The following is a 25,307-nucleotide window of genomic DNA, read 5'->3' as shown; positions in this document are numbered from 1 at the left end:
AGCGGGCCGGTCGGGCCCGGCGGGTCGGATCAGCCGGTGTATGCCGGGGTGGTGATGGTGATCGGGCCCGCGACGGCGCCGCCGTCGGTGGTCAGGGTGTACTCGATCGGCCCGCCACCGGTGTTCATGATCGCCTCGTAGGGGTGGTTGATCGGGTCCGGGACGCCGCCGGAGATCCGCGGGGCCGGAACGTGGGCGGTCTTCTCGCCGGTGGCGCCCGTGTCCAGGTTCTTCCAGGACAAGGTCACCGTGAGATCGCAGGGCCCCACCCCGAGGACGCCGAACGCCCAGCCGACGGAAGCGGAGTTGGGGTAGGCGTCGGGATTTATCGAGGTGGAGACGGCACCGAAGCACTGTCCGGTGGGGGACCCGCCCAGGGCGACGAGGCGGTTCTGGGCGGGGAACAGCTCGGGGATGGCCGAGGAGTCCTGAGCATTCGCGTTGGCCGGGATCATGACGGCCGTGGCCAGGGCGACGGTCGCGGCGACGGCGAGGGGCCCCGCGGAAGCGGGACGCCGGCGGGTGGGGCGTCGGGTCATATCGGTGGTGGTCATCTCCGTGACCATGTCAGTGCGTCTCTGCTCGGACAAGCACGGACGGGTATCGGAACGGTCACCGTCCCCACGAATCAGGGATTAGAACGGATTCAACACCTGTCTGTAATGTCCGACGAAGGGCTTCGGAAGGACACGGGATGAGTGCACAGGTGCGCGGCGCGGATGCCGCCCGGCGAGACGACAACCGCCTCGTCGTGGTCCTGGCGTTCGGCGGGATCGTCGTCTCGCTCAGTCAGACGCTGGTCATCCCGCTGCTGGCCCTGCTGCCCTCGATCCTGAACACCAGCGCCGTCAACGCCTCGTGGGTCGTGACCATCACCCTGCTCGCCGGCGCGGTAGCGGGACCGGTCATGGGACGCCTCGGGGACCTCTACCCGAAGAAGTACGTCCTGATCGGTTGCACGGCGGTCATGGTGCTCGGCTCTGTGCTCTGCGCTCTCTCGGGATCACTATGGGCGATGCTCATCGGCCGCGCGCTGCAGGGCGTAGGGATCGGCGTGATCCCGATCGGTATCGCGGCCATGCGGGAGATCCTCCCGCCCGCGCGACTGGGACCCGCTATCGCGCTGATGAGTTCCTCGCTCGGGGTGGGCGGCGCGCTCGGGCTGCCGGCCGCCGCCGCGCTGGCCCAGTACGGGTCCTGGCAGTGGATGTTCTGGGGCTCGGCGATCATGGGCCTGGGGATCATGCTGCTGATGGCCGTCCGGCTCAAGACTCTTCCCGCGGCCAAGCCGGACGGCACGCTGGATCTGATCGGCGCGCTCGGCCTGGGAGTGGGGCTGGTCGCGCTGCTGCTGGCGGTGTCCAAGGGGGCGGACTGGGGCTGGGCCTCGCCGCTCACGCTGGGCCTGTTCCTGCTCGCCGCGGTCGCCTTCCCGGTCTGGGGTCTGTGGGTGCTGCGGCACCGCTCGCCGATCGTTGACCTGCGCGTGGCCGCCCGTCGCCCTGTGCTCATGACCAACATCGCCTCGGTCACCGTGGGGATGGGACTGTACGCGCAGCTGTTGATCCTGCCGCAGATCCTGCAGTTGCCGATCGCCACAGGGCACGGCCTGGGGCAGTCGATGGTCGCGATGGGCCTGTGGAGCGCCCCCGCCGGGCTGGCGATGATGGCGGTCTCCCCGATCAGCGGCCGACTCATCAACAACCGCGGCCCCAAGACCACCTTGATCCTGGGTGCGCTCGTCATCTCCGCCGGGTACTTCGCCGGACTGTTCCTCATGGGCTCCACGTGGGGTGTCATGACCACCGGCATCGTTATCAGCGCGGGCGTCGGTCTCGCGTACGGGGCGATGCCGGCGCTGATCATGGCATCGGTCCCGCGGACGGAGATGGGGTCGGCGAACAGCGTCAATACACTCATGCGGTCGATCGGCACCACCACCTCGGCGGCCGTACTCGGCGTGATCCTGACCCAGATGTCCACCGACTTCGAGGGCCTGTTCGTCCCCTCCGAGCTCGGGCTCCGCACAGGGCTGGTGTTCGGCGGGGCGATGGCCCTGCTGGCCGCGGCCGTGGCGGCCGCGATCCCGCCGCCGTGGGCATCCGACGACGACTGACGCGCGCCTAGATGTGATGTCCAGGGAGGTTGGTCAGTCGGGTGACCGGTGGCTGGCCTCCGAGGGCGGAGTGGGCTCGGTGGTGATTGTAGAAGTGCAGCCAGGACGGTAGTCGTGAGTTGCGGGCTTCGGTGGAGTCATAGAAGCGGGCGTAGGCCCAGCCGTCGCCGAGGGTGCGGTGGAATCGCTCGATCTTGCCGTTGGTCTGAGGCCGGTAGGGCCGGGTGCGCTTGTGGGTGATTCCTAGGTTCATGCAGGCCTTGCGCCAATCGTGAGAAATGTAGGCCGAGCCGTTGTCGGAGAGCACCCGCTCTACGGTGACGCCTCGGTCGGCGAACCAGGCCACCGCGCGTTCAAGGACGCCGACGGCCGTGGCGCCTTTTTCGTCGGTGTGGATCTCGGCGTAGGCCACGCGGGAGTAGTCGTCGATGACGGTGTGCACGTATGCGGTCCCGATTTTGGGCCTGTAGTGACGTCCTCGTTCGCCGGTGCGGTGGGCCGTGGCTCTGGCGTTCTTTCCGCCCTGTGGCCGGCCGACGAAGCGGTGGCCGCCACCGTCGGGGATGTTGGCGAACTTGGTGACATCGACATGGATCAGTGAGCCGGGCCGCTGGTGTTCGTAGCGGCGCAGGGGTTCACCGGTGACCCGGTCGATTCGCGAGAGTCGGTTGATCCGGCAGCGCACGAGTACCGCGTGCACGGTCGAGGCCGGGATGCCGAGCCGGCCGCCGATCTGGATCGGACCGAGTCGGTTTCGCCAGCGCAGTCGCACGATCTTGCGCACCATCTCAGGGCGGGTGCGGTTCGGACTCGTGCGGGGCTTGGAGCTGCGGTCGGCCATGCCAGCTGGGCCTTCGGACCGGTATCGGTCAGCCCATTTCTTAGCCGTGCGGGGCGCGACCATGAACATTTTTGCTGCCGCGGCGTAGGTCCATTTGTCGTCGACGATCAGCTTTGCCAACCGCAAACGGGTACGCGGGGTCAAGGTCGCGTTAGCGTGGGACACGAAGGCCTCCTGGTTTGTGAAGCGAAGAACTAGACAGCTCCACTTCACAACCGGAGGCCTTCACCTGTCAGCCGAACTCACCAACGCGAGTCGGGACAACCTCCCTGGACATCACACCTAGACCGCGTCGCGGGCGCGAGCGACGATCGCCTCCGCCAGCTCGACGGGCCGCTCGTCGGGGATCCAGTGGCTGACCCCGTTCATCTCGAGAAACCGGTAGTCGGCGTCCACGTACCGCTCGGTGAGTTCGGCGCCGCCGCGGCCGAGCGCCGCGTCGTTGTCGCTCCACACGAAGGTCGTGGGCACCCGCACCCGCGCGGTCGCGCCCCGGGGCGAGGCGAAGGGCAGTGCGCGGTACCAGCCCAGGCCGCCGCGGACGGCGCCGTCGGTGACCATCTCCGCGCGGTAGCGCTCGATCATCTCCCGGGTCATCCCCATCCCGGCCAGCGCCCGGGCGGGCAGCGGCCCGGCCGAGGTGAGGATCAGCTCCGGCAGCAGCGGCAGTTGGAAGAAGCCCATGTACCAGGACCGCAGCAGCTGGTCGGAGACCACCATCGCCTTGAGGAACGCCGCCGGGTGCGGGACCGAGACCGCGGTCAGCGACCGGACACGCTCGGGGTGGTTACCGGCGAGGCCCCACGCGACGGCGGCGCCCCAGTCGTGCCCCACCACGTGGGCGTCGGCCAGACCGGCGGTGTCGAGCAGGGCGATCACGTCGCCCACCAGCTCCGAGATCCGGTAGGCACGCCGCCCGCGGGGCCGGGCGGAGGCGCAGTAGCCGCGCTGGTCGAGCGCGATCGACCGCAGTCCGTCGGCATGCAGCAGCGGCGTGACACGATCCCAGCTGGAGGCGCGCTGCGGGAAGCCGTGCAGGAGCACGACCGGCTCGCCGTCCGCCGGGCCCGTGTCGACGGCGCGCAGTTCCATGCCGTCACGCTCGACGTAGATCTCTTGTGGTCGTGACTCAGCCACGGACGTACCCCCTCCGGACGGCCCGCTCGAGGATGCCGAGCGTGGCTTTGAGCGCCGAGGCGTCGAGCACCGGCAGGACGCCCGAGTCACGCCACTCCGGGTGCGCCTCGGACCAGTCGTAGTAGCTGATGACCTCGGTGGCGGAGCCCTCCTCGACCGGGGTGAGACGGTACCCGTACGTGTGGCCGATCGGGGGCTTGATGGCGCCGTCGATGGTCCAGGCGATCTCCGCGCCGGGATCGAAGCGGGTGATGATCACGGTGACGTCGTAGTGCCCGAGGTCGTAGTCGCCGAGCGACTCGCGGTCCATGTGGACCACGAACCGGTCGTCGACCGCCGTGACCTGCGCGCCCTCGGCCGACTGGAGCATCCCGGAGGAGTCGATCGCCACGTGTCCGTCGGGGTCGCACAGCACGGCGAACACCTCTTGCGGAGGAGCGGGGATGACCCGCCGGGCTTCGAGCCGGCGCCCGGGGGTCGCATCGCCGTCGGACTGGCCGTGCTTCTCACTGTCCGTCATGCGGGCGACGCTACCCCGGGCACCGGCCCGTTGGAGACCGTCCCTCAGACCCGCGCCGGGTCGGGCCGCTCCCACACACGGTGGGCGGCCAGCAGCGGCTTCAGTGCGGGCAGCACGTCGGCCGCCGCGTCCACTGCCACGACGCCCGGGGTGTCCGAGGCCAGGCCGAAGTCGACGTAGCGGTCGACCGGCACCAGGGTGGCCATCGCCTTCTTGTGGCGGAACATCTCACTGATGAGGATGTCCGTCCTCGGGTGGGCGGGGAGGTCCACGACGACGAGGGCGTCGAACTCGATGGACCGCTGCGTGAGATAGGTCCGCGAGACCGCGACCGTCGCGTCGGGCTCACCCTCGCCCAGCCGGCCGCCGACCGGGCCGATCACGAGCGGGACCATGTCGTCGCCGAACACGGCCTGCTCGAGCTCCTTGACCACGGCGGGGTCGGAGTTCTCCGTGACGAGTATGCCGATCTGGCGCCCGTCGGAGGGCCACTCTCTCCCGATTTGGGACAGCGCCGGGCTGGTAACGACCTCGGCGACGGGCACCTTCGCGGGCGCGGGAAGGCCCAGCCCGGCCGCGACGGTGACTGCCAGGTCGTGGTCGATGTGGGCGAGCTTCTCGACTTGCCGTACCTTGACGGCCTCCTCGTAGCATTTGCCCAGTTCGAAGGTGTACGCCTCGGCGACGTGCTCCTTCTCCACCTCGGTGAGACTGGTGTAGAACAGCGTGGCCTGCGAGAAGTGGTCGTCGAACGTCGCGGGAGACCGGCGCTCGATCTGCGCGTCGGCGATCTCCTGAGCCACCTCGACCAGAGCGCCATCGGTGGTGCCCGCCATGAAAGGGCAGCCTCCGTCGAGGGAGTTGGGCTGATACGGGGCCACTCCCACGTGGTCGGCCTGCTGATGGAAGCCGTCCCGGAGCATGTCATTGACCGGGGCGTGCGGGCGGTTGATGGGGATCTGCCCGAAGTTCGGCCCGGCCAGGCGGGTGAGCTGGGTGTCCAGGTAGGAGAACAACCGGCCCTGCAGGAGCGGGTCGTTGGTGACGTCGATGCCCGGCACGAGATGACCCGGGTGGAACGCGACCTGCTCGGTCTCGGCGAAGAAGTTCTTGACGTTGCCGTTGAGTTCCATGGTGCCTATGACCTGCACCGGTGCGAGCTCCTCCGGCACGATCTTGGTCGGGTCGAGCAGGTCGATGCCGTGAAACATCTCGCTGACGCCGTTCTCGTCGACGGTGTCGGGGAAGACCTGGATGCCGAGGTCCCACTTGGGGAAGGCACCGGCCTCGATGGCGTCGGCCAGGTCGCGGCGGTGGAAGTCCGGGTCCATGCCGCCGGTGATCTGGGCTTCTTCCCACACCTGCGAGTGGACGCCGAGGTGGGGCTTCCAGTGGAACTTCACCAGGTTCGTCTCACCGGCGTCGTTGATGAGCCGGAAGGTGTGGACGCCGAAGCCCTCCATCATCCGGTACGAGCGCGGGATGCCGCGGTCGGACATGTTCCACAGGGTGTGGTGCTGCGCCTCGGTGTGCAGGGAGACGAAGTCCCAGAAGGTGTCGTGCGCGCTCTGGGCCTGAGGGATCTCGCGGTCCGGGTGCGGCTTGGCGGCGTGGACGACGTCGGGGAACTTGATGGCGTCCTGGATGAAGAACACCGGGATGTTGTTGCCGACCAGGTCCCAGGTTCCCTCGTCGGTGTAGAACTTGGTCGCGAACCCGCGGGTGTCGCGGACGGTGTCGGCGGAGCCGCGGTTGCCCAGCACGGTGGAGAAACGGACGAAGACCTCGGTCTCCTTGCCCTCGGCGAATACGCCGGCCTTGCACACGCTGGCGGCGGCGCCGTTGGCGCGGAAGACGCCGTGCGCGCCGGCGCCGCGGGCGTGGACCACGCGCTCGGGGATGCGCTCGTGGTCGAAGTGCATGATCTTCTCGCGCAGGTGGTGGTCCTGCAGCAACACGGGTCCGCGGCGGCCGGCCTTGAGCGAGTGGTCGGTGTCGGACAACCGGGCGCCCTGGGCGGTGGTGAGGTACGCGCCCTGCTGACGCTGCGCGTCTTCGCTGTCCTTGGACGGCGCGCCTGTGGGGCTGTGCGGGGTGGCGCCCTTCTGGTCCGGCTTGGGCGGCAGGGGATCGGTGGGTTCGGTGGGCTCGTCGACGCTCGGCGGCTCCGAGCCGGGCGCGCCGGGGACGACGTCGCCGCCGGGCGAGAGGGCGTCGGTGAGGTCGTCGGCGACCTTCTCGGCCTTGTCGACGAGCTTCTCGGCGGCATTTCGGGGGTCGGGCTTCTTGGCGGACACGATGCTCCTTCGCTGAGCCGACCCGCTCGCGCGGCAGGGACGGTTCTCGTCGTGGTCGTGTGTATGCCGGGCCGGTGCAGGCCCGGTGGGGAGTCACTGTGCCACTCCTGCCGCGGCGCGCAACCAGTCGCGGACGTCGGGAGGCGTACGCTGCGCCGACCCCGCCGACACGCCCCCGGGGCCGGGCCGCTGGTAATAGGGTCGGTGAGGTGCCGACCCCGTCCCTGTCCGACCCGCATGGCTCACCCGCGGAACCCGCGCCGCCGCCCCGGTCCTGGCTGCATCTCGCGGCGGCGGGGCTGACGTTCCTGCTGCCCTTGCTGGTGTTCGTGAGCCTGGCCTCCGACGTGGTGACCTTCGGTGCGTTGCCCTACGACCGTTCGATCATGGTGTGGCTCAACGAGCGCGCGTCGCCGGTGGTGACGACGACGATGACAGCGGCCACCGAACTCGGCGGTCTCGTGGTGGTGCCGATCATCGCGGTCGTCTGGGCCGGGCTGCTGTGGTGGGGCGGACGTCGCCGGGATGCGGCCCTGCTCGCGGCCGCGGTCATCGGTTCGACCCTGCTCAACACGGCGTTGAAGGCGGTGTTCCAACGGGACCGACCGGACTTCTGGGAGCACCTGGTGGTGGAGCACTCGTACTCGTTCCCGAGCGGTCACGCCATGGCGTCGATGTCGCTCGCGGCGTCCCTCGTCGTGATTGCCTGGTCGACCCGGTGGCGGTGGACCGCGATCGTCGTGGGGGCGGTGTACGTGCTCGTGGTGGGTCTCTCGCGCATCTATCTGGGCGTGCATTTCCCGAGCGACATCCTCGCCGGCTGGTGCGTGGCGGTGCTGTGGGTGACGGTCGTCGTGATGGTGCTGGACGGTGCGTCCCGTCGGCGTAGGGCGGGCCGCACCGGGCCGTGGGTCGGGCCGGTCGGCGGGCCCTCCGAGGGAGTGGGCCCGGCCGGGGGCGCGGCGCCGTGACGTGGGTGCAGGCGGCCGCCGACCCCCCGCTCAGCGGCCCGCTCCTCGGGGTTCCCGGTCTCATCGCGGTGTGGGCGGCGCTCGTCGTGGGCGCGGTGGTGCTCGGCGCGCTCGGTTCGACGGGCGGCGGAGCCCGCCGGTGGTGGTCCCGGGTGCTGCCGCTGTCGGTCCTCGTCGCGGCCGCCGTCACGTTCGCGGGTGCGCTGCTCGTGGAGAAGGTGCTGCGGCCGTTCCCTGACGCGATCCCGCCCGGGGTCTACCTCTGGATCGGGGTGGGTCTGCTGGGTGTGCTGCTGGGGGCCGGCGGCGCCGCGGTGGAGGTACGGGCTCGCCGACCGTGGCGGGCGGTGGCCGCGGTCGTGGCCCTGCTGCTCGTCGTGATGGCGGCGGCCGGGCACGTCAACCGTGTCTACGCCGAGTTCTCCTCGGTCGGCATGCTGCTGGGCCTGCGGGAGTACCGGACCATGTCGCTCGAGCAGGTAACCGGCCGCACGGCGACGACGGTCGGCGGGGACCTCGAGCCGGGGGTCACGCTCGAGTCCGTGTGGACACCGCCGCCGGGGATGCCGGCGACCGGCGCGGTGGTCGAGACCCCGCTCCCGGGGACCGCCTCGGGATTCGAGGCCCGCCCGGCCCGGGTCTATCTGCCGCCCGCCTATTTCGCCGAGCCGCGGCCGCTCCTGCCGGTCCTGGTGCTCATGGCGGGGCAACCCGGCGGCCCCGAGGACTGGGTCCGTTCGGGGCGCCTGCCGGTGGTGGCCGATGAGTTCGCCGCCGACCACGCCGGGCTCGCCCCGGTGATCGTGGTGGCCGACCCTATCGGATCGCCGCTGGCCAACACACTGTGCGTGGACTCGCCGCGGGGTAACGCCCACACCTACCTCGCCCGGGACGTCCCCGACTGGATCCGCGCCTCCCTGCAGGTGGACGAGGGCCCGGGGGCGTGGGCGATCGGCGGGCTGTCCTTCGGCGGGACGTGTGCTCTCCAGCTCGCGCTCACCGAGCCGGAGGTCTACCCGAACTTCCTCGCCATGTCCGCCCAGGCGGAGCCGACCATCGGCAGTCGTGAGAAGACCATCGAGACGTTCTTCGGCGGCGACGCCGAGGCGTTCCGGGCCGCGAACCCCGCCGACCTGCTCGCGAGCCGGCCGTTCCCCGGCCTCGCCGGCGCGTTCGTCGTGGGCTCCGACGACGCCGAGTACGGGCCGGGCGTGCGCGCGCTCCACGACGCCACGATGCGGGCCGGTGCGGACGTCCGCTACGCCGAACTGCCCGGAGGGCACAGCTACGCCGTGTGGTCCGAAGGCCTGCGCCTGGAGCTGCCGTGGCTGGCGCGGCGAATGGGGCTCATCGCCTGAGCGCCCCGCCTAAGCTGCTCTTCATGACCACAGAGGCCCCCGTTCGCATCGCGCGTGACCACCTGCCGTACCCGGTCCGTCTGGCCGCGGCCTGGTCGGTGTGCCTGCTGCTCATCGCCGCCGGCGCGTGGCTCATCGGGGAGGGCATCGGCCGGCTGGCGTTGATCGTCGGCCCGGTGGCGATCGCGGTGCTGTTGGCCGCCATGCTCAGGCCCCTCGTCAATCGGATTCCGGACCGGGTGCCGCGGGTGATGGCAGCCGTCGTCGTCGTCGTCGGGGTCCTCGCCGCGGTGGTCACCGCGCTCGCCCTGGTCGCCTCCCAGCTCGCCTCGGGGGTCCCCCGGATGCGCGATCGGATCGCCTCCGGCACCGACCTGGCGATCCGGTGGCTCGAGGACGGGCCGCTCCATCTCACCGCCGACCGCCTCGAGCAGGCCGTGCATCAGGCCCGCGGCTGGCTCACCCACCACTCCGACCTGCTGGCCACGGGCGCGGTCCACGTCGGCCACACCGCGGTGGAGTCCGTCGCAAGCGCACTCATCTGCCTGGTCTCGCTGTTCTTCTTCCTCTATCAGGGAGAGAAGCTGTGGATGTTCTTCGTCCGCTGGATGCCGGCCGCGAGCCGTGAGCACTTCGACATCGCGTTCCGCCACGGCTGGACCAGTCTGGGCGCCTACACCCGCACGCAGCTCGCGGTGGCCGCGATCAACGCCGCCGGGGTGGGCATCGGCGCGGTGATCCTGCGGGTGCCGTTCGTCATCCCGATCGTCGTGGTGGTGTTCCTAGCCTCGTTCGTGCCGATCGTGGGCACCCTCGTCGGCGGGATGGTCCCCACGGTGCTGGCGCTGGTCGAGCGGGGGCTGGGCGTCGCACTGATCATGCTCGCGATCGTTGTGGTGGTGCACCTGACCGAGTCGCACGTGCTTCAGCCGCTGCTCATGGGTCACGCGGTGGCGTTGCACCCGCTCGCGGTGATCCTCGTGGTGGCGGGCGGTACGTACCTGTTCGGCATCCTCGGTGCGTTGTTCGCGGTGCCCATCACCGCGATGGCCAACTCGATCGTCAGGTACCTGGCCAACCGGGACACCGGGCCGGGTGTGTTGCCGTCGTTGGGGGACCTGTCCGGGCCCGATCACCCGCACGACCACGAGCACGAGCACGACGACGACGAGGCCCCCACCCCCGGCACGGACACCGGGGCGGATTCGGGTGCGGATTCGGGCCCGGGGCCCGCGGGCCGCTGACGGGGCGGGCCGGGGTGCGGGCCGTGGAGGTGGTGCGCTCGAGCGTCGTCGATGCCCCACGGGAGCAGGTGTGGGCCCGGGTCGTCACGGTGGCCGGCGTGGCCCACGAGTTCGGCCCGCTGCTGACCATGCGTTTCCCGGCGGCGCTCGAGGGCCGGTCGATCGCGGACGTGCCCTTGGGCCGGCCGCTCGGGCGGGCGTGGATCCGGCTGGCCGGGCTGCTGCCGGTGGAGTTCGACGATCTGGTGATCGTCGAACTCGAGGAGCCGTGGTTCTTCCGTGAGCGCTCCCGCCTGGGCTCGTGCCGGGTGTGGGAGCACCATCGTGCACTCGAGGAACTCCCGGGCGGCTCGACCCGCGTCACCGACACCCTGCGGGCCGAGCCCCGCGCGCTGCTGCCCGGGCCGGTCGTGCGCGCGATCGTGGGCGCGTTGTTCTCACACCGGCATCGCCGGCTGGTTCGGGCGTTCGGTCCGACGGCCTGATCCTGCGCCACCTATCCGATCGCGCGCCGCCTATGGGACCCGATAGGCGGCGTGACATCCGATAGGTGACGCTGCATGGTGCTGACCTGCGGGAACTTCTCAGCTCGACCAGGCCCGGAGTGTGATGGGGAGAACTGCATGGCGGCCCGCGAACGGGGCAGAATGGGTTCCAGGCAGTCCTTGCGACGAGATACGGCGCGGAGTGCCTCCCTCAAGGGAGTGTGACCATGCAGACCACGATGATTCACGGCCGAGAACTGGCTTATCGAGAGGCGGGCGCCGGTGAGGGCAAGCCGACGGTGCTGCTCATCCACGGGATGGCCGGAAGCTCGAACACCTGGCGGGAGATGATTCCCCGCCTCGAACACCACTTCCATGTCATCGCCCCGGACCTGCCGGGCCACGGTGAGAGCTCGCTCGAGTTCGACGACTACTCGCTCGGCTCCATGGCCTCGGCGCTGCGGGACCTGCTGGTGGTCAAGGGCGTCACCCGGTGCACGATCATCGGACAGTCGCTCGGTGGCGGTGTCGCCCTGCAGTTCGTCTACCAGTACCCGGAGTTCTGTGAGCGGATCGCGCTGATCGACAGCGGCGGCCTGGGCAAGGAGGTCAGCTGGATCCTGCGGATGCTGGCCGTGCCCGGTGCCGGATTCCTGCTCTCCGGCGCCGCGGCGCCGGTGTTCGTCAACGCCGGCAAGTCCGTACGCCGCTTCCTCCAGGACAAGGGCGTCCGCGCCGCCGCGATGGACGAGTCGTGGGCGGCGTTCGAGTCCCTGGGCCGGCCCGGGCACCGGCGGGCGTTCTTCAAGACGCTGCGCGCGGTGGTCGACAACACGGGCCAGGCCGTGTCCGCCGCCAACCGGTTCCACCTGGCCGGGCAGCTACCGGTCCAGCTGATCTGGGGCGACCGCGACCCGATCATCCCCGTCTCCCACGGGCACGCCACGCACGAGGCGATCCCGGGCAGCCGCCTGGCGATCATCCCCGGCGTCGGCCACTACCCGCACGTCGAGGACCCGGCAGCGGTCGAGCGGGTTCTCCTGGACTTCATGACCTCCACCGAGCCCGGATACATCGGCCACGAGGCGCTCGGAAAGCTGGTCTCGGCGGGCGCGCCACGAGGCTGAGCCCGGCCCACCTCCGCCCGCCCGGCCCCGCCCACCGGCGGTCCTCCGACCGGCCGGGGTGCGCGTCCTCTTTGCCGGGGAATCGTTGACTTACGCGCCCTCTATGGACCAGGAACGGCGCGTAACCGTGTGATGCATGGTGTCGGACTGGTGTCGGAGGTCGGGGATACTCTCATGTTGAGTCCGTGACAACTGGAGGATGCTGGCAGATGGCTAAGGGATCGTCGAAGGCCGCGCGAGTGGACGACAGTGGCGGTGAGGTCGGTGGCTCGTCGGATTCCCGCAGCCGACCCCAACAGGTCAGCGACCTGAATCGGCGCTATCAGGCGTGGACGGTCCCCAAGTGGAACGATGTACCGCTCGATCGCGCACGCAACGAGCTGGAGATGCTCCTGACCGCCGAGATCAAGGAGAACCTCGACACCAACCAAGCCCGGCTCGACGAGCTCGTAGCGATCAGGGATATCGACGACCACAGGGTATCGAGCCCCGCCCGGTGGTTCGAACTCCCCGGAGAGCGTGATGACCGGCTGAAGCGGTGGGTGAAGGCCGGGCGTCGTGAACGTCGCCTGCGCCGACTGAAGGTCGTCTCGGCGATGCTGCTGTTAATCGCTTACTGCGTCGGGATCGTAGCCGCAGGAATCCTGCTCCCGATTCCTGCGGAGCTCGTGTTGATCGGGCTCGCAGCCCCGGTGGTGATCGTCGTGCTGGCGGTGGCCCAGCGGTTCCTGCTGCCAGGGCCCCCGCCTCCGCGGGTTGAGCTCGAGCCTCTGACGCCCGAGGCGCTCATGATGCAGCGGTTCCTCGACCTCGCCGACGGGATCTCCGCGACAGAGGCCTGGCGATCTGATGTCGCAGGCAGGTTGGATCTGGACCTCGAGCAGCATGACATCGGCGACCAGCTCCGTCAGATGGAGGAACTGGGCACGTCGATCGCGAGTCTCACGGGGAGCGAGGACAAAATTCTGGCCCACGCGCTGACCACGCAACGGGCCAGGCTCAGCTCGGTGAGGATGTCGATGGTGGACCGGCTCGCAGTGCTGGACCGCTACAGGATGTCGCTTGAGCAGGTCGACATTGACACTGAACGAGCCGCGAAGTTCGGCAGGGTCGACGAGATCAGCAGCGCGATGGACATGCTGGAGGTCGGCAGGGCCTCCTCCGAGTTTTCGATCGGCCACACCACCCGGGTATCGGATCAGTTGGACCAGTCCATCCGTATTTCCCGCCAGATGCTCGAGGAACTCCGCGGGCACCACTGAGCCCCGGCAGCCGTGAACTCACGCCTGCCGGGGCTCAATGAGAGATCCGCCGGGCGGCGATCACCTCACCGAAGAGGTCAGGCCACCGGCTCGGCGTCGCCCGCGTCGTCACCCTCGGGGGCGCCGCTCAGCGAGTCGAACCCGTCCAGGAGGCCGGCCGAGCCGGTGTCGACGGCGTCGTCGGGCAGCTCGGCCTCGATGCCGCGCAGGATATCGAGCGCGCCACCGATGTCACCGCTCATCGCGGCCTCGATCGCAGCGTCGGCGTTGGCCTCGCACTCCTCGCCCTCGAGGCCGGGGACGAAGCTACCCGCCGAGCCGAGGAAGTCGTAGGCCGAGATGGTGCCGCAGAGCTGCATGGCGATGTCGGAGACCTCCTCGGGGGTGTCGACCTCGTCGTCGTTCCCGTTCTCTCCGTCACCGGGCTCGTCGTCGTTCTGGGTCGTCTCGACCTGCACGCCCTGGGGGGCGCCGGTGTCGTCATCGAGAGTGTCGACGTCCTGGGCGGCGGCCAGGCCCGCACCGGCGAAGGACAGGGCGGCGGCGGAGCCGATCACGGCAATGGTCTTCTTCATCGTGCGTTACCTTCCGTCGGGGCCACCAGGGAGCATCCCCGGGGGTATGGCGGCGACCGTATCGGCCATCGCGCCGCGGTGCAGTGACCGTACTCACATCCGAGGCGGCCCTGACCGGGCGTGCAGCGGCCGTGGACAGCGCGAATGCCCGCCCGGGGAATTCTTCTTCACCGACCCACCCGGCGGCCCATCTGTTTGCCGGACCGCGCATCGTGGGGGATTCTTAGCGCATGAGTGGAACCGCCGAGATCTATGACGCCGTCCTCGACCCGGGCAAGCTCGACCTGCTCCGGTCGTGGGTTCGCCACCAGTCGTGGTTCGACGGTGACCCGGAGCGCCTCGAGCAGGTGACCGCGTACCGGTTCGTCGACCCGGCCGGCGAGGTCGGCATGGAGTCGTTCCTGCTGTCCGACGGCGAGAACACCTTCCATGTCCCCGTGACCTACCGCGGTGCCGAGCTGGACGGTGCCGCCGACTCCCTGGTCGGCACGATGGAGCATTCGGTCCTCGGTCGTCGCTGGGTGTACGACGCGCCCGCCGACCCCGTCTACAAGACCGAGGTGCGCCGGGTGATCAGTCACCGCGACACCGCTGCCGACCACGTGCAGATGGAGGACGGCGCGATCACCCCGTCGCCGGTCAACATCCGCGGCGGTGGCGACGGCCCGGCCGAGGGCGTGGACGCCCCGCAGGTCATCCGTGTGATCTCCGAGGAGAACAACGCCGAGGCGGACCGCCCGCTCATCGGTTCGCCCGGCACGCTCAGCGGGACCTGGCAGGACGTGGACGGTTCCCATACGGCGGTCCTCGTCGTCGTCGACTGATCGGCGACTCCTCGCGCGGCGCCGCACCGCTCGGACCGGGCCGCGCCGCCAGGCCACGCCGCGCGCAATGAAGAACACCGCCCACCCGCGTTCTGCGGGTGGGCGGTGTCGTCCGGCTCTGGGCCGGGGTGCGGTGCGAGCCGCGAATAGGCAGGTCAGGCGCTCTTGATGGCCGAGATCTCGATCTCGAGGGTGACCTTCTCCGAGACCAGCACGCCGCCGGTCTCGAGCGCGGCGTTCCAGCTCAGGCCGAAGTCGCTGCGCTGGATGACGGTCGAGCCCTCGAAGCCGGCGCGCTGGTTGCCGAACGGGTCGGTGGCGGTGCCCTCGTAGGTGAAGGGAACCGTGACGGACTTGGTGGTGTCCTTGATGGTGAGGTCGCCGGTCACGTCGACGCCGCCGTCGCCGTTCGGGGCGATCTTGGTGGAGGTGAAGGTGATCTCCGGGTAGGTCTCCATGTCGAAGAAGTCGTTCGACTTGAGGTGGCCGTCGCGGTCGGCGTTGCGGGTGTCGATCGAGGAGGCGTTGATCGTGACCTTGGCCTCGGCGCCGCTGATGCCGCTCTCCGGCACGGTGACGGTGCCCGTGAAGTCGTTGAACGAGCCGCGCACCTTGGTGATCATCGCGTGGCGGGTGACGAAGCCCAGACGGGTGTGGGTGTCGTCGAGGGTCCAGGTGCCGGTGAGGTCGTTGAGCTGAGCGGTCATGGTGACTCCTTGTGGGGTTGACCCCGGCTGTGGAGCCGGGCAACTTCTTGTTGTTGTGTCACCAACAGTAGGACTGATTGGGTGACGTGTCAACAAGTGGAGTTGTGGTGTGCCTCACACCGTACGCGCGCCGGGTCCCGGTCTCAGCCCACGTGCCGCCGCAGGAAGTGGACGGCGTGCCGCACCGCGCGGTCGTGGCAGGGGCGCCCGGCGAACAGGTCGAAGTGGTCGCCCGGGTAGTGCCGCACCTCGGCGCGCGCGGCGAACGCGGCCGTCGCGGCGGCGTGCGGTGGGGCGCTCCGGTCCAGGTCGGCGATCTGGACGAGCAGGGGGACGACGACGAGGTCGTCCGCATGCCGGGCGGGCCGGAACGAGCCCAGCTCGGTGCCGATCGAGGCGCCCACCTCGTTGCGCCAGGTCGGGCCCGCGACGGACGTGTAGGCCTCCTCGTAGCCCTCGAGGGAGAGCAGCGCGGTCGAGCCGGGCGGGCCGGCCAGCGGGACCATGGGTTCGGGGCGGCCCGTCGCGGCGACGGCCTTCGCGGCGAGCGCGGTGCCCGTGGCCCGCAGGAGGGCGGCGGGCTTGTGTTGCTTCGCGGCCGCCATGGCCGCGGCACGGCCGTCGACCAGCGGGATCATGGAGATCACGGCGGCGATGTCCTCGCGTCCGCGGGCCACCTCGAGGACGTGCCCGCCGGCCAGCGAGCAGCCCCACAGTACGATCCGCTCCGGGTCCACGCCGGGCTGGGCGGCCGCCGCGGCGATCGCGGCGCGGTAGTCCTCCTGCTGGCGCGCGGGCGAGACGACCTGGCGGGGCCCGCCGTCCGAGCGACCGAAGCCGCGGTAGTCAAAGGCGAGGGCGGCGTACCCGGCGGCGGCGAACGCCTCGGCGAACGGCATCAGCCCCGAGTCGGCGGTGCCGCCCAGGCCGTGGGCCAGCACGACGCAGGGGCGCGGGCCGTCGCCGGGTTCGGGCCCGTCGTCGACCCTGCCGGCCGGAACGGCGGCGGGCAGGAACCAGCCGCGGCAGTCCGCGGCCGCGCGGCCGGTCCCGGACCGGAACGTGACATCGACGGGGCTGGTCATTCGGCGCTCCCTGCGGTCAAGGCGGCATCCGTCGCGCCGGCGGGGTCGACGGCCGGGTCGATACGGCCGTAGACGGTGCGAACCCACATGTCCGTGGTGATGGCCAGGAGCGGATCGCTGGGCGCCTCCGGCTCGTAGACGACGCGCTCGAGGATCTGCTGGTTGAGCTGCATCAGGCCCTCGGCCAGGCTCTGGGCATCGGCACCTTCGGGGGCGCGGCCGGCTGCGCGTTCGGCGCGGATGAAGTCGGCGACCGGCTCGGCGTTATAGCGGCGACCGGCGTCCCACATCTCGCGCGTCGGCTCGTGCTTGGTGCGCGCGGTGAGCAGGGCGCGGTAGATGTGGTCGACCTCCAGCACGCGGTCGATGAGCCGGGTGAGCCCGGCGGTCACGCGTCGGCGGAAGTCGCCCTCGCCGCCCACGATGATGTCGATGGCCTCGCCGGCCTCCTTGTTCACCACCACCAGCAGCATGGACACCGCCGCGGCCTTGGAGTCGAAGTAGAAGTAGAACGCCGATCGGGTGATGCCCGCCGCTTCGGTGAGGTCGGCCACCGAGATGTCGTCGAGCGCGGTGGTCTTCAGGCGCTCGTCGAGGGCGGAGAGGATGTCCTCCCTGCGTCGATCGCCGCGGGGCGAGGTGGTGCCCGACGGGGCCGCGGGGCTCATGCCGTCACCCGCGCCGAGTCGGTGGCGCCGCGTGTCCGCGCGCGCTCGAGGCCGCGGGGGATCTCCGTGGTGCGCATGTCGTGTTCGTACAGGAAGTAGTCGACCTGCTGCTGGTGTCGGGGGGTGTCCAGCATGTGTCCGATGTACTTCTTCTCGTCCTCCACGATCACGCGGCGCATCTCCTCGATATCCGGGGTGGCGTACAGGCCGGCGGCCCACGCGGCCACCAGTCTGGCCTGCGCCTCGACGAACGGGAACAGGGTGGGCGTCGACTGGGCGAAGCCCACGAATACGAGGTCGTCGATGCCGGGGGAGAACATCCGCTTGTACAGCGGGATGTGGTTGTGGGCGTCCGCGCTGAGGAACTCGCGATCGAAGAACGGGAGCGTGGTGTTGTAGCCGGTGGCCTGGATCATCACGTCGAACTCTCCGCTGGTGCCGTCGGCGAAGTGCACGGTCCGGCCGTCCAGGCGTGCGATGTCCCCCTTGGCGGCGACGTCCCCCGAGCCCAGGCGCAGAGGTAGCTCGACCGACTGCGTGGGGTGCGCCTCGAAGAACTTGTGGTTGGGCTTGGGCAGGCCGTACGACTCCGGGGTGCCCGCCGACATGGGCTGCATCGCCTGGATGACCTTGCGCTGCCACGAGTACGGGATGTACGGCAGCGTGGCGAAGTACTTGTCGGCCGGCTTCCCGGCGATGTACTTCGGCACGATCCACGCGCTCGAGCGGGTGGACAGCACCACCTCGTTGCGCATGACCTTGGACGAGAGCTCCACCGCGATGTCCGCCGCGCTGTTGCCGATCCCCACCACGAGGATCTTCTTGTCCATCAGGGGCAGCGGGTCCCACGGGTCGATATAGGCGTGCGAGTGGATCGTCTCACCGGTGAACTCGCCCGGGAAGTCGGCGAAGCGCGGATCCCAGTGGTGCCCGTTGCCCACCACCAACAGGTCGAACCGGCGGGTGTGGCGGCCACCGGCCTCGCCCGCGGCGGATCCGGTGCGCTCGAGCGTGAGCTCCCAGCCGCCGTCGGCCAGGCGCTCGGCGTGCGCGACGCGGGTCTCGAACTCGATCGAGCCCAGCAGGTCGAACGCGTCCGCGTAGTCGTCCAGATACTGCTTGATCTGGGTGTGGTGCGGGAAGTCCGGGAACTCCTCCGGCATCGGGAAATCACGGAAGCTCAGCTGGTGCTTGGAGGTGTCGATGTGCAGCGACCGGTAAGCGCTGGAGCTGCCGTTGGGGTTGTCGAAGGCCCAGTTGCCGCCGATCCGGTCCGACGCCTCGAAGCACACGGCCTCGATCCCGTAATCCTCGAGCATCTTCAGCGAGGTCAGCCCGCTGATGCCCGCACCGATCACGGCGACGGAAGGGGTGGATGTCATAGAAAACCTCTTCGGCAGGGACGCCCGAGCGCGAACAGTTGCCCGGAAACTATGGCATGTGTCACATTATTGCCGTTGTTGACGAGCGTCAACAACTTACATTCTGCACGGGAACGGCCTGAGGGTGCGGCTGAAGCGCAGGTATCGACACCATGCGACGGGCGGGCCGGCGGCATCAATCTGATTGACGCGTCATCTATAGTGGCGGTATGAACGCCTCCGCCCACGGTTCCACCGGGACCACCTCGTCGTCGTCATCGTCGTCGTCATCGTCGTCGTCCGCCTCGGCCCCAGTGCCCCCCGCACACGGCGTCGCCCCGGGGCACGTCGCCTTCGGTCTCGACACCTTCGGCGACATCACCGTCGACTCGGACGGTCGCCCCGTCCACCACGCGCAGGTCCTGCGCGACGTCGTGGAGCAGGGCGTCCTCGCCGACCGGGTGGGCGTCGACGCGTTCGGGATCGGCGAACACCACCGGCCCGACTTCGCCGTCTCCGCCCCCGACGTGGTGCTGGCCGGCATCGCCACCCGCACCGAGCGCATCACCCTCGGCTCCGCCGTGACCGTGCTGTCCAGCGACGACCCCATCCGCGTCTTTCAGCGCTTCTCCACCATCGACGCGCTCTCGAACGGCCGCGCCGAGGTGGTGCTGGGCCGCGGCTCGTTCACCGAGTCGTTCCCGCTCTTCGGTCTCGACCTGCAGCAGTACGAGCAGCTGTTCAGCGAGAAGCTCGACCTGTTCTCGGCGCTGCTGCCGGAGGAACCCGTCACGTGGTCCGGTGAACTGCGGCCGCCGCTCGTGCAGCAGCGCGTCTACCCCGAGACCAAGGGTGGGCTGGCGTCCTGGATCGCGGTGGGCGGCAGTCCCGAGTCCGTGGTGCGCGCGGCCCGCTACCGGCAGCCGCTCATGCTGGCGATCATCGGCGGGCCCGCCGGCCGGTTCGCGCCGTTCGCCGACCTCTATCGCGAGGCGAACACCCAGCTCGCCGGCGCCGACGCGCCGCGGTTGCCGATCGCCGTGCACTCGCCCGGCTTCGTCGCCGAGACGGACGCCAGGGCCGCCGAACTCGCGATGCCGCACTGGCTGACCAACCGCAACCAGATCGGTCGCGAGCGCGGCTGGGGTGACGCCGGCGAGGCCGACTTCCACCGCGAGGCCCGCTCCGGCGCCATGTACGTCGGCTCGCCCGAGACGGTGGCGCAGAAGATCGCCACCACCGTGCGCACCCTCGGCCTGGACCGCTTCGACCTCAAATACGCCTCCGGCCCCACCCCGCACGAGGACCTCATGGCCTCCATTGACCTCTACGGACGTAAAGTCATCCCGCGTGTCCGGGAGCTTTTGACTGAGGCCGGGTTCACACCCGGGGTACCCCAGGCCGTGTCGAGGCTCTGACGGGTTTACGGTGTGCGCATGCTGTTCGCGTTCTCCGTAGCCCCTACCACGACCGCTGACGAGACCGCCTCCATGAGTGAGGCGGTCGCCGAAGCCGTGCGCGTCGTGCGCGACTCGGGCCTGCCCCACGAGACCACCTCGATGTTCACCACCATCGAAGGTGAGTGGGACGAGGTCATGCCGGTGATCCGCGCCGCGACCGACGCCGTCCTGGCCGTCTCGCCGCGGGTGAGCCTCGTTCTCAAGGCGGACCTGCGGCCGGGGCGCAGCGGGGAAATCGCGGGCAAGGTCGAGAGGGTCGAGCGTCGGCTCGCGGGCTCGGACGACGCCTCCGGGGGTGGCGGGGCTCCCGGTTCCGACGACGACGAGGCAGCCCGCCGATGACCTCCGGTGGCTCCGCCGAGCAGTCGCCCCACTCTGCTGACCGGCCCGCTGTGGGGGAGGTCGCGACCGAGACGGGTGCGCGGCGCAGGCGGAGCGGGCAGACCCTCGCGTACACGGTGACCACGCTGGCCGGCGGGATAGGTGCGCTGGTCGTGCTCGGTGGCTCGGTGTTCTCGGAGGACGCGTCCGTGGTCGATTTCCTGCTGTGGGGTGCGCTCGCGGCGTTGCTCTTCGCCTCGGCCGCCCACCAGTGGTGGTTCGCCGGTGCCGCCGAAGATCGTTCGCAGCGCATCGTCGCCGGCATATCGTCCGCGGAGGTGGAGGCCACCGCGCAGCAGGCGGCAGGAGAAGTCGACACCGTCCGCCGGCTGCGGGTGGCGCATCCGGGACTGGGCCTGCGTGACGCCTACGAGCTCATGCAGGCGCACAAACGGGGAGACAAGCAGGAGCAGCCGCGCGATAACGCCTGATCCGCCGGGTCAACTGCAGCACTCGGCGAGCGGCCCTGGGCCGTCAGCAGCCGCCCGCCCCACCGAGCGCCTGTGACACCAGCGCGTGCGTGCGCGGGTCCACCGACATCCCGGCATGGCTCGTCGGCCCGCCGCCGCACGCGTCCTCGGAGACAACGGTCCGGACGCCCGGTCCCGCGACGAAGCTGCGCTCGGGTGGCAGCAGCTCGTCGCCGCGCGTCGCGATGATCGTGTAATCGACCCCCGGCAGATACGGGCTGCCCTCGAGGCCGTTCCACGCCACGAGCATCGGGCTGTGCGGCGCCAGCTCGGCGAGTCCGCGCAGGTTGGCGGCCCACAGTCCGGCGACGGCGGCCTCGGACGGGAGGCCATCGGGGACGAGCCCGCCATGGTTGCCACCCCAGAACCCGCCGACCGACACCACGCGCCCGACAGCACCCGGTCGTAGCATCTTGGTCGTGTAGCCGGCGATCGCCGCGCCCTGCGAGTAACCCACCAGGTCGACCTGCTCGGCACCGGTCACCGCCCGGACGTGGTCGATCACCCCGGCGAGCTGCGGGCCAGAGGCCCCGACGATCGAGTCGAGCCCGCCCCGCTCCGGCTTGGCGGCGTAGGCGCCGAGCGTCGGGGCGATCACGCAGAAGCCCTGCTGCTGCAGCGGCACGCCGAAACGCGGCATGGTGTTGGGGCCGTTGTCGAAGGTGCCGTGCACGAGGATGACCGGCCGCGGATGCGCGGGCGTCGGCCGACAGTTGACCGGCGTGTCCACGACGGCGGGCGGGCCCGGCGCGCCGAGCGGGCCGTTGGCGCCGTTGAGGGCAGCGGTCACGTGGTGGCCGAACTCCTCGGACTCCTCGAGCGCGCGTACTTGCTCCCCGATCGCCCCCTCCTCCAACGACTGCGCGGCCGCGGCGCCCACCCCCGGCCCGGCCACGAGCGGGATCGCGAGCGCGGCGGCGGTGATCAGACCGGCCAGCTGGGACCGAGAGGGAAGCGAGGCACTACGGCGGGGGAAGAACATGACGGCTCCGAGGGGGAGAAGTGAGGCTGATCACAGTATGCGAGCCGCTCGCGCGAAAGTGAACAGGCGCGGCCTGAGAATCTGCCCCGGTCGAGCGGCCACCCGTCGCTTCCCGTCGCGCCTGCTCTCCCTTCGGACATCCCGCCATCTCACGCCGCCACCTCACGGAAATGCCGCCGGACGCGACTACCTCCTAAACGGCCCCGCGCGGGCCGCCGGACGGGGAGGGGAGAATCGGACCATGAGGTCAGCCTTCGACGCGGCGGTACAGCGCCACGGACCCACCGTCCTGCGGGTCTGCCGCGCGGTGCTGGGCCCCGGCGCCGACGCCGACGACGCCTGGTCCGAGACCTTCCTCTCGGCATTGCGCGCGTGGCCGGACCTGCCGGAGGACACGAACGTCGAGGCCTGGCTGGTCCGGGTCGCGCACCGACGGGCCGTGGATGTCGTCCGCGCATCCGCGCGCGCGGATGCCCCCGGCGGGGGCGCCGACGACCTCGCGCTCCTCGACGCGCGTGGCGTGGGAGGAAATGACGGCGACGACGACAACCCCGCCGTCACCGTCGACGATCACGAGATCTGGACCATGGTCTCGGCCCTGCCGGCCCGGCAGCGGGTCTGTGTGGCCTACCGGTACCTGGGCGGTCTCCGGTATTCCGAGATAGCGGCATTGACGGGGGGTTCGGAGGCGGCGGCCAGGCGCGCCGCGTCGGACGGGGTGGCCGCCCTGCGCAGGACGATGGTGAAGGAGCAGGAATCATGACCGATCACGACACCGAGCGGACGGCCGACCGCACGGTCGAGCGCCTGCGGGGCGCCCCCGCCGACATCGCCGGCCTGCGCGATCGACTGGCCGCCGAGGCCGTACGCGGTGACCTGGTGGATGTGGCCTACCGGGTGGTCGACTCGCCGATCGGCGGGCTCCTCCTGGCGGCGACCACTGACGGTCTGGTCTACGTGGCGTTCGAGGTTGAGAACACCGCCCACGTCCTCGACATGCTCGCGACCCGCGTCGGCCCCCGCGTGCTGCGTGCCGACGGGCCGGGCGCTGCCGGCATCCCGGCGGTCCTCGACGCGGCCGCCGGCCAGCTCGACGAGTACCTCACCGGCGACCGCCGCGACTTCGACCTGCCGCTCGACACCCGCCTGGCGACCGGCTTCCGCGGGCAGGTGCAGCGTCACCTCGCCGACGTCGCCTATGGCCGAACCGCCACCTACAAGCAGCTCGCAGCGGAACTCGACCGGCCCGGTGCCGTCCGGGCGGTGGGCACCGCGTGCGCCACCAATCCGCTCCCGCTGGTGTGGCCGTGCCACCGGATCCTGCGCTCCGACGGCGGGCTCGGCGGGTACCGCGGCGGCGTCGAGGCGAAGCAGCGGCTCCTCGCGATGGAATCGGCCGCGTGACCGCTGCCGCCGTGACCGCGCTGTTCGCGGTGTGGGTGGTGGCCGTCATCTCGCCGGGGCCCGACGTCGTCGTCGTCCTCCAGCGATCCCTCGCCGGGCGGCGACAGGGGGTGGCCACCGCGGTGGGCATCGTCGCCGGACTGTCGGTGTGGCTCGTGGCCGCGTTCGCCGGCGTCGCGGCGCTCGTCCGCGTGTACCCGCAGGTCATGGTTGTGCTCCAGGTCGCCGGCGGACTGCTGCTGGCCACCCTCGGTGTGCTCGGACTGCGCGGCTGGTGGCGATCTCGCGCGACCCCGCCCGCCTCGGCCCAGCCCGCCCCGCCCGCGCCGCCCGCGCCGCCCGCGCACGATCTGCTGCCGCGGGCCGATTTCATGCGCGGACTGCTCACCAACCTCGCCAACCCCAAGGCGCTCGTGTTCTTCGGCGCCGTGCTCACGCCGTTCTTGAGTGGCGAGGTCTCGGTGGTGGCGTCGGTGGGGATCGTCGCGGGGCTGATCGCCGTCGCGCTGGCCTGGTTCGGCGGGCTCGCGCTGGTCGCGTCGCACCGGGTGGTCAACGAGCGTGTCGGCCGACTGCTGCCGTGGGTCGACCTCGTGGCCAGCGCGGTGTTCGTCGGCGTGGGGGTGGCCTTCGTCGTCGCCGCGCTCGCCTGACCGGGTGGCGGGCTAAGTTCTCCTGCATGGATTCTCACGTTGACCACCGCAGCTGGCTGCGCGCAGCCCTCGCGGTGTTCGCCGTGGGGTGGGGCGCCAACCAGTTCGCGCCGCTGCTGTTCCTGTACCGCACCGACCAGGGGCTCTCACAGTCCGACGTCACCGCGATGTTCAGCGTGTACATCGTCGGACTGCTGCCCACGCTGCTGGTGGCGGGCCGCTGGTCGGACCGTAACGGGCGGCGCGTGCTCATGCGTCCGGTGCTGGTGCTGTCGCTGGTCGCGACCGTCTGCATGTTCTTCGGGCCCCAGGACCCGCTGTGGCTCTATGCCGGCCGGTTCCTGGCCGGGCTCGCCTCCGGCGCCGCGTTCGGGGCAGGCAGTGCCTGGGTGCGCGAGCTCTCCGCCGGGGACCCGCCGGGCACGGGCGCGCGGCGGGCCGCCATCGCCCTGACGGGCGGGTTCGGGCTCGGCGGATTGGTCGCCGGGCTGATCGGCCAGTGGGCGCCCGCGCCGATGATTTCGCCGTACGTGCCGCACCTCGTCCTGGGCGCCCTCGCGCTGGTGGCGGCGTGGAACGCGGCCGACCCGTACCAGCCCTCGGGGCAGACCGCGCCGTCGCCGCTCCTCCCCGCCAGCGCCGGCAGGCGCCGCTTCCTGCTGGGCGTGGCGCCGTGGGCGTGGCTGGTGTTCGGCTGCGCGAGCATGTCGTTCGCGGTGCTGGCGGACCTGCTCGGCGGCGACGCCTGGGGCATGCCCACCGCGTACGCGGGCGTGATGGTGGGCGTGACGCTGGGGTCCGGCGTGCTGATCCAGCCGGTGATCCGCCGACTCGCCGAGACCGCGCCCGCGTCCCGCCCGCCGATCGTCGGGCTCGCGGCCGCCTCGCTCGGCATGGCTGCCGGCGCGATCCTGGCCGCCGCCTCGGGCCTGCCGGGCCGTGCGCTGTGGCTGCTGCCCGTCGCGGTGCTGCTGGGCATCGGGTACGGAACGCTACTGGTCGCAGGCCTGGTGGAGGTCGAACTGCAGGCCGGCCCGCGCTATCACGCCGGGCTCGTGGCCGTGTTCTACGTGATCGCCTACCTGGGGATGGCCACCCCGTACGTGGTCGCCGAGCTCTCGCGCTTCGGCGGGCCGGTGCCGTGGATCGCCGCGATCGCGGTGGTGTGCGCGCTGCTGATCCCGCTGACGGCCCGCCAACTCCGCTGACCGCCGGTCCCGGTGCACCCCGCCGTCTCGCCGCCCCGCCACCTCATTGATAAGAGCGTTCGGCGCAGGTGCTTCTGGGTGGTCTCAGGGAGCTAGTGCAACACCCTGGCTGGATCGGGGTATGTGGTGGCGAAGGAGCTGGACTGGCGGCTGCGGGCGAGGCTGGTGTGC

General features: G+C 70.7%; 26 protein-coding genes. 15 read left to right on the top strand and 11 right to left on the bottom strand.

Annotated elements, in window-relative coordinates; all coding sequences use genetic code 11:
• Positions 1 to 29 precede the first annotated feature (29 nt).
• Positions 30 to 554 (bottom strand): hypothetical protein, encoded by a 525-nt coding sequence (locus ACWIE7_RS09560; RefSeq protein ID WP_454069128.1) that lies wholly within the window; start codon positions 552 to 554, stop codon positions 30 to 32.
• 140 nt (positions 555 to 694) lie between these two features.
• Here ACWIE7_RS09560 and ACWIE7_RS09555 point away from each other — a divergent pair, with 140 nt between their 5' ends.
• Complete coding sequence (locus ACWIE7_RS09555; protein ID WP_454069127.1) at positions 695 to 2,116, top strand: MFS transporter; 1,422 nt, start codon at positions 695 to 697, stop codon at positions 2,114 to 2,116.
• A 7-nt stretch (positions 2,117 to 2,123) separates the two neighbouring features.
• Here ACWIE7_RS09555 and ACWIE7_RS09550 read toward each other — a convergent pair whose 3' ends face one another.
• The 4 genes from ACWIE7_RS09550 to ACWIE7_RS09535 form a co-directional block, all read right to left on the bottom strand.
• Positions 2,124 to 3,122, bottom strand: a complete 999-nt coding sequence (locus tag ACWIE7_RS09550) for an IS481 family transposase (RefSeq protein ID WP_454069126.1) — start codon at positions 3,120 to 3,122, stop codon at positions 2,124 to 2,126.
• A 117-nt stretch (positions 3,123 to 3,239) separates the two neighbouring features.
• Positions 3,240 to 4,049 (bottom strand): alpha/beta fold hydrolase, encoded by an 810-nt coding sequence (locus ACWIE7_RS09545; protein WP_454069170.1) that lies wholly within the window; start codon positions 4,047 to 4,049, stop codon positions 3,240 to 3,242.
• A gap of 37 nt (positions 4,050 to 4,086) precedes the next feature.
• Positions 4,087 to 4,614 (bottom strand): SRPBCC family protein, encoded by a 528-nt coding sequence (locus ACWIE7_RS09540; RefSeq protein WP_454069125.1) that lies wholly within the window; start codon positions 4,612 to 4,614, stop codon positions 4,087 to 4,089.
• A 44-nt stretch (positions 4,615 to 4,658) separates the two neighbouring features.
• Entirely contained in the window at positions 4,659 to 6,911 is a 2,253-nt protein-coding gene (locus ACWIE7_RS09535) for a catalase (RefSeq protein WP_454069124.1), read from the bottom strand.
• Positions 6,912 to 7,120: 209 nt separating this feature from the next.
• On the opposite strand from ACWIE7_RS09535, the gene ACWIE7_RS09530 reads away from it, so the two are divergent.
• The 6 genes from ACWIE7_RS09530 (at position 7,121) to ACWIE7_RS09505 (ending at position 13,358) form a co-directional block, all read left to right on the top strand.
• Positions 7,121 to 7,882 (top strand): phosphatase PAP2 family protein, encoded by a 762-nt coding sequence (locus ACWIE7_RS09530; protein WP_454069123.1) that lies wholly within the window; start codon positions 7,121 to 7,123, stop codon positions 7,880 to 7,882.
• Positions 7,879 to 9,240 carry an alpha/beta hydrolase gene (locus tag ACWIE7_RS09525; RefSeq protein ID WP_454057434.1) on the top strand — a complete coding sequence of 454 codons (1,362 nt, stop codon included), beginning with the start codon at positions 7,879 to 7,881 and terminating at the stop codon, positions 9,238 to 9,240. Before ACWIE7_RS09530 ends, ACWIE7_RS09525 begins: the two co-directional genes overlap by 4 nt.
• Before the next feature lie 23 nt (positions 9,241 to 9,263).
• Positions 9,264 to 10,484: an AI-2E family transporter gene (locus tag ACWIE7_RS09520; RefSeq protein WP_452100508.1), complete on the top strand. Its 1,221-nt coding sequence runs from the start codon at positions 9,264 to 9,266 to the stop codon at positions 10,482 to 10,484.
• 23 nt (positions 10,485 to 10,507) lie between these two features.
• Positions 10,508 to 10,969, top strand: a complete 462-nt coding sequence (locus ACWIE7_RS09515) for a hypothetical protein (protein ID WP_452100507.1) — start codon at positions 10,508 to 10,510, stop codon at positions 10,967 to 10,969.
• 227 nt (positions 10,970 to 11,196) lie between these two features.
• Positions 11,197 to 12,096 (top strand): alpha/beta fold hydrolase, encoded by a 900-nt coding sequence (locus tag ACWIE7_RS09510; protein WP_454057431.1) that lies wholly within the window; start codon positions 11,197 to 11,199, stop codon positions 12,094 to 12,096.
• A 209-nt stretch (positions 12,097 to 12,305) separates the two neighbouring features.
• A complete protein-coding gene (locus ACWIE7_RS09505; RefSeq protein WP_452100505.1) occupies positions 12,306 to 13,358 on the top strand; it encodes a hypothetical protein in 1,053 nt (350 codons plus the stop codon).
• 77 nt (positions 13,359 to 13,435) lie between these two features.
• On the opposite strand, the gene ACWIE7_RS09500 is transcribed toward ACWIE7_RS09505, so the two are convergent.
• Positions 13,436 to 13,933: a hypothetical protein gene (locus tag ACWIE7_RS09500; protein ID WP_452100504.1), complete on the bottom strand. Its 498-nt coding sequence runs from the start codon at positions 13,931 to 13,933 to the stop codon at positions 13,436 to 13,438.
• A gap of 230 nt (positions 13,934 to 14,163) precedes the next feature.
• Here ACWIE7_RS09500 and ACWIE7_RS09495 point away from each other — a divergent pair, with 230 nt between their 5' ends.
• On the top strand, positions 14,164 to 14,757 hold the full coding sequence (locus ACWIE7_RS09495; protein WP_452100503.1) for a maltokinase N-terminal cap-like domain-containing protein: 594 nt from the start codon (positions 14,164 to 14,166) through the stop codon (positions 14,755 to 14,757).
• A 155-nt stretch (positions 14,758 to 14,912) separates the two neighbouring features.
• On the opposite strand, the gene ACWIE7_RS09490 is transcribed toward ACWIE7_RS09495, so the two are convergent.
• From ACWIE7_RS09490 to ACWIE7_RS09475, 4 genes are all read right to left on the bottom strand, one after another.
• Positions 14,913 to 15,464 (bottom strand): YceI family protein, encoded by a 552-nt coding sequence (locus tag ACWIE7_RS09490; RefSeq protein ID WP_454069122.1) that lies wholly within the window; start codon positions 15,462 to 15,464, stop codon positions 14,913 to 14,915.
• A gap of 143 nt (positions 15,465 to 15,607) precedes the next feature.
• Positions 15,608 to 16,549 (bottom strand): alpha/beta hydrolase, encoded by a 942-nt coding sequence (locus ACWIE7_RS09485; RefSeq protein ID WP_454069121.1) that lies wholly within the window; start codon positions 16,547 to 16,549, stop codon positions 15,608 to 15,610.
• Positions 16,546 to 17,217 (bottom strand): TetR/AcrR family transcriptional regulator, encoded by a 672-nt coding sequence (locus tag ACWIE7_RS09480; RefSeq protein WP_454069120.1) that lies wholly within the window; start codon positions 17,215 to 17,217, stop codon positions 16,546 to 16,548. The genes ACWIE7_RS09485 and ACWIE7_RS09480 overlap by 4 nt, the downstream gene beginning before the upstream one ends.
• A complete protein-coding gene (locus ACWIE7_RS09475; RefSeq protein ID WP_454069119.1) occupies positions 17,214 to 18,599 on the bottom strand; it encodes a flavin-containing monooxygenase in 1,386 nt (461 codons plus the stop codon). Before ACWIE7_RS09475 ends, ACWIE7_RS09480 begins: the two co-directional genes overlap by 4 nt.
• 209 nt (positions 18,600 to 18,808) lie before the next feature.
• On the opposite strand from ACWIE7_RS09475, the gene ACWIE7_RS09470 reads away from it, so the two are divergent.
• Genes ACWIE7_RS09470 through ACWIE7_RS09460 form a run of 3 tightly spaced genes read left to right on the top strand, consistent with a single transcriptional unit; the run spans position 18,809 to position 20,850 of the window.
• Positions 18,809 to 19,996: an LLM class flavin-dependent oxidoreductase gene (locus tag ACWIE7_RS09470; RefSeq protein WP_454069118.1), complete on the top strand. Its 1,188-nt coding sequence runs from the start codon at positions 18,809 to 18,811 to the stop codon at positions 19,994 to 19,996.
• A gap of 18 nt (positions 19,997 to 20,014) precedes the next feature.
• Positions 20,015 to 20,380 (top strand): MTH1187 family thiamine-binding protein, encoded by a 366-nt coding sequence (locus ACWIE7_RS09465; protein ID WP_454057424.1) that lies wholly within the window; start codon positions 20,015 to 20,017, stop codon positions 20,378 to 20,380.
• Complete coding sequence (locus tag ACWIE7_RS09460; protein ID WP_454069117.1) at positions 20,377 to 20,850, top strand: hypothetical protein; 474 nt, start codon at positions 20,377 to 20,379, stop codon at positions 20,848 to 20,850. Before ACWIE7_RS09465 ends, ACWIE7_RS09460 begins: the two co-directional genes overlap by 4 nt.
• A gap of 43 nt (positions 20,851 to 20,893) precedes the next feature.
• Here the strand turns inward: ACWIE7_RS09460 and ACWIE7_RS09455 are convergent, their stop codons facing one another.
• The gene (locus tag ACWIE7_RS09455) at positions 20,894 to 21,871 is read right to left on the bottom strand and encodes an esterase/lipase family protein (protein ID WP_454069116.1); all 978 of its coding nucleotides are present in this window, start codon (positions 21,869 to 21,871) and stop codon (positions 20,894 to 20,896) included.
• Positions 21,872 to 22,112: 241 nt separating this feature from the next.
• Between ACWIE7_RS09455 and ACWIE7_RS09450 the strand changes: the two genes are divergently transcribed.
• Genes ACWIE7_RS09450 through ACWIE7_RS09435 form a run of 4 tightly spaced genes read left to right on the top strand, consistent with a single transcriptional unit; the run spans position 22,113 to position 25,136 of the window.
• On the top strand, positions 22,113 to 22,634 hold the full coding sequence (locus ACWIE7_RS09450; RefSeq protein WP_454069115.1) for an RNA polymerase sigma factor: 522 nt from the start codon (positions 22,113 to 22,115) through the stop codon (positions 22,632 to 22,634).
• Positions 22,631 to 23,275 carry a methylated-DNA--[protein]-cysteine S-methyltransferase gene (locus tag ACWIE7_RS09445; RefSeq protein ID WP_454057420.1) on the top strand — a complete coding sequence of 215 codons (645 nt, stop codon included), beginning with the start codon at positions 22,631 to 22,633 and terminating at the stop codon, positions 23,273 to 23,275. The genes ACWIE7_RS09450 and ACWIE7_RS09445 overlap by 4 nt, the downstream gene beginning before the upstream one ends.
• The gene (locus tag ACWIE7_RS09440) at positions 23,272 to 23,928 is read left to right on the top strand and encodes a LysE family translocator (protein ID WP_454057419.1); all 657 of its coding nucleotides are present in this window, start codon (positions 23,272 to 23,274) and stop codon (positions 23,926 to 23,928) included. Before ACWIE7_RS09445 ends, ACWIE7_RS09440 begins: the two co-directional genes overlap by 4 nt.
• 26 nt (positions 23,929 to 23,954) lie before the next feature.
• Entirely contained in the window at positions 23,955 to 25,136 is a 1,182-nt protein-coding gene (locus tag ACWIE7_RS09435; protein ID WP_454069114.1) for an MFS transporter, read from the top strand.
• Positions 25,137 to 25,307 lie beyond the last annotated feature (171 nt).

The organism is Dietzia sp. NPDC055343, assembly GCF_053645265.1.
This window is presented reverse-complemented; position numbering and strand designations above follow the sequence as displayed.

Excerpts from the sequence above, each read along its gene's own strand:
- ACWIE7_RS09560 (WP_454069128.1), bottom strand. The coding sequence starts at position 554 with ATGACCACCACCGATATGACCCGACGCCCCACCCGCCGGCGTCCCGCT.
- ACWIE7_RS09555 (WP_454069127.1), top strand. The coding sequence starts at position 695 with ATGAGTGCACAGGTGCGCGGCGCGGATGCCGCCCGGCGAGACGACAAC.
- ACWIE7_RS09545 (WP_454069170.1), bottom strand. The coding sequence starts at position 4,049 with ATGGAACTGCGCGCCGTCGACACGGGCCCGGCGGACGGCGAGCCGGTC.
- ACWIE7_RS09540 (WP_454069125.1), bottom strand. The coding sequence starts at position 4,614 with ATGACGGACAGTGAGAAGCACGGCCAGTCCGACGGCGATGCGACCCCC.
- ACWIE7_RS09520 (WP_452100508.1), top strand. The coding sequence starts at position 9,264 with ATGACCACAGAGGCCCCCGTTCGCATCGCGCGTGACCACCTGCCGTAC.
- ACWIE7_RS09510 (WP_454057431.1), top strand. The coding sequence starts at position 11,197 with ATGCAGACCACGATGATTCACGGCCGAGAACTGGCTTATCGAGAGGCG.
- ACWIE7_RS09505 (WP_452100505.1), top strand. The coding sequence starts at position 12,306 with ATGGCTAAGGGATCGTCGAAGGCCGCGCGAGTGGACGACAGTGGCGGT.
- ACWIE7_RS09500 (WP_452100504.1), bottom strand. The coding sequence starts at position 13,933 with ATGAAGAAGACCATTGCCGTGATCGGCTCCGCCGCCGCCCTGTCCTTC.
- ACWIE7_RS09495 (WP_452100503.1), top strand. The coding sequence starts at position 14,164 with ATGAGTGGAACCGCCGAGATCTATGACGCCGTCCTCGACCCGGGCAAG.
- ACWIE7_RS09490 (WP_454069122.1), bottom strand. The coding sequence starts at position 15,464 with ATGACCGCTCAGCTCAACGACCTCACCGGCACCTGGACCCTCGACGAC.
- ACWIE7_RS09485 (WP_454069121.1), bottom strand. The coding sequence starts at position 16,549 with ATGACCAGCCCCGTCGATGTCACGTTCCGGTCCGGGACCGGCCGCGCG.
- ACWIE7_RS09480 (WP_454069120.1), bottom strand. The coding sequence starts at position 17,217 with ATGAGCCCCGCGGCCCCGTCGGGCACCACCTCGCCCCGCGGCGATCGA.
- ACWIE7_RS09475 (WP_454069119.1), bottom strand. The coding sequence starts at position 18,599 with ATGACATCCACCCCTTCCGTCGCCGTGATCGGTGCGGGCATCAGCGGG.
- ACWIE7_RS09470 (WP_454069118.1), top strand. The coding sequence starts at position 18,809 with ATGAACGCCTCCGCCCACGGTTCCACCGGGACCACCTCGTCGTCGTCA.
- ACWIE7_RS09465 (WP_454057424.1), top strand. The coding sequence starts at position 20,015 with ATGCTGTTCGCGTTCTCCGTAGCCCCTACCACGACCGCTGACGAGACC.
- ACWIE7_RS09460 (WP_454069117.1), top strand. The coding sequence starts at position 20,377 with ATGACCTCCGGTGGCTCCGCCGAGCAGTCGCCCCACTCTGCTGACCGG.
- ACWIE7_RS09455 (WP_454069116.1), bottom strand. The coding sequence starts at position 21,871 with ATGTTCTTCCCCCGCCGTAGTGCCTCGCTTCCCTCTCGGTCCCAGCTG.
- ACWIE7_RS09450 (WP_454069115.1), top strand. The coding sequence starts at position 22,113 with ATGAGGTCAGCCTTCGACGCGGCGGTACAGCGCCACGGACCCACCGTC.
- ACWIE7_RS09445 (WP_454057420.1), top strand. The coding sequence starts at position 22,631 with ATGACCGATCACGACACCGAGCGGACGGCCGACCGCACGGTCGAGCGC.
- ACWIE7_RS09435 (WP_454069114.1), top strand. The coding sequence starts at position 23,955 with ATGGATTCTCACGTTGACCACCGCAGCTGGCTGCGCGCAGCCCTCGCG.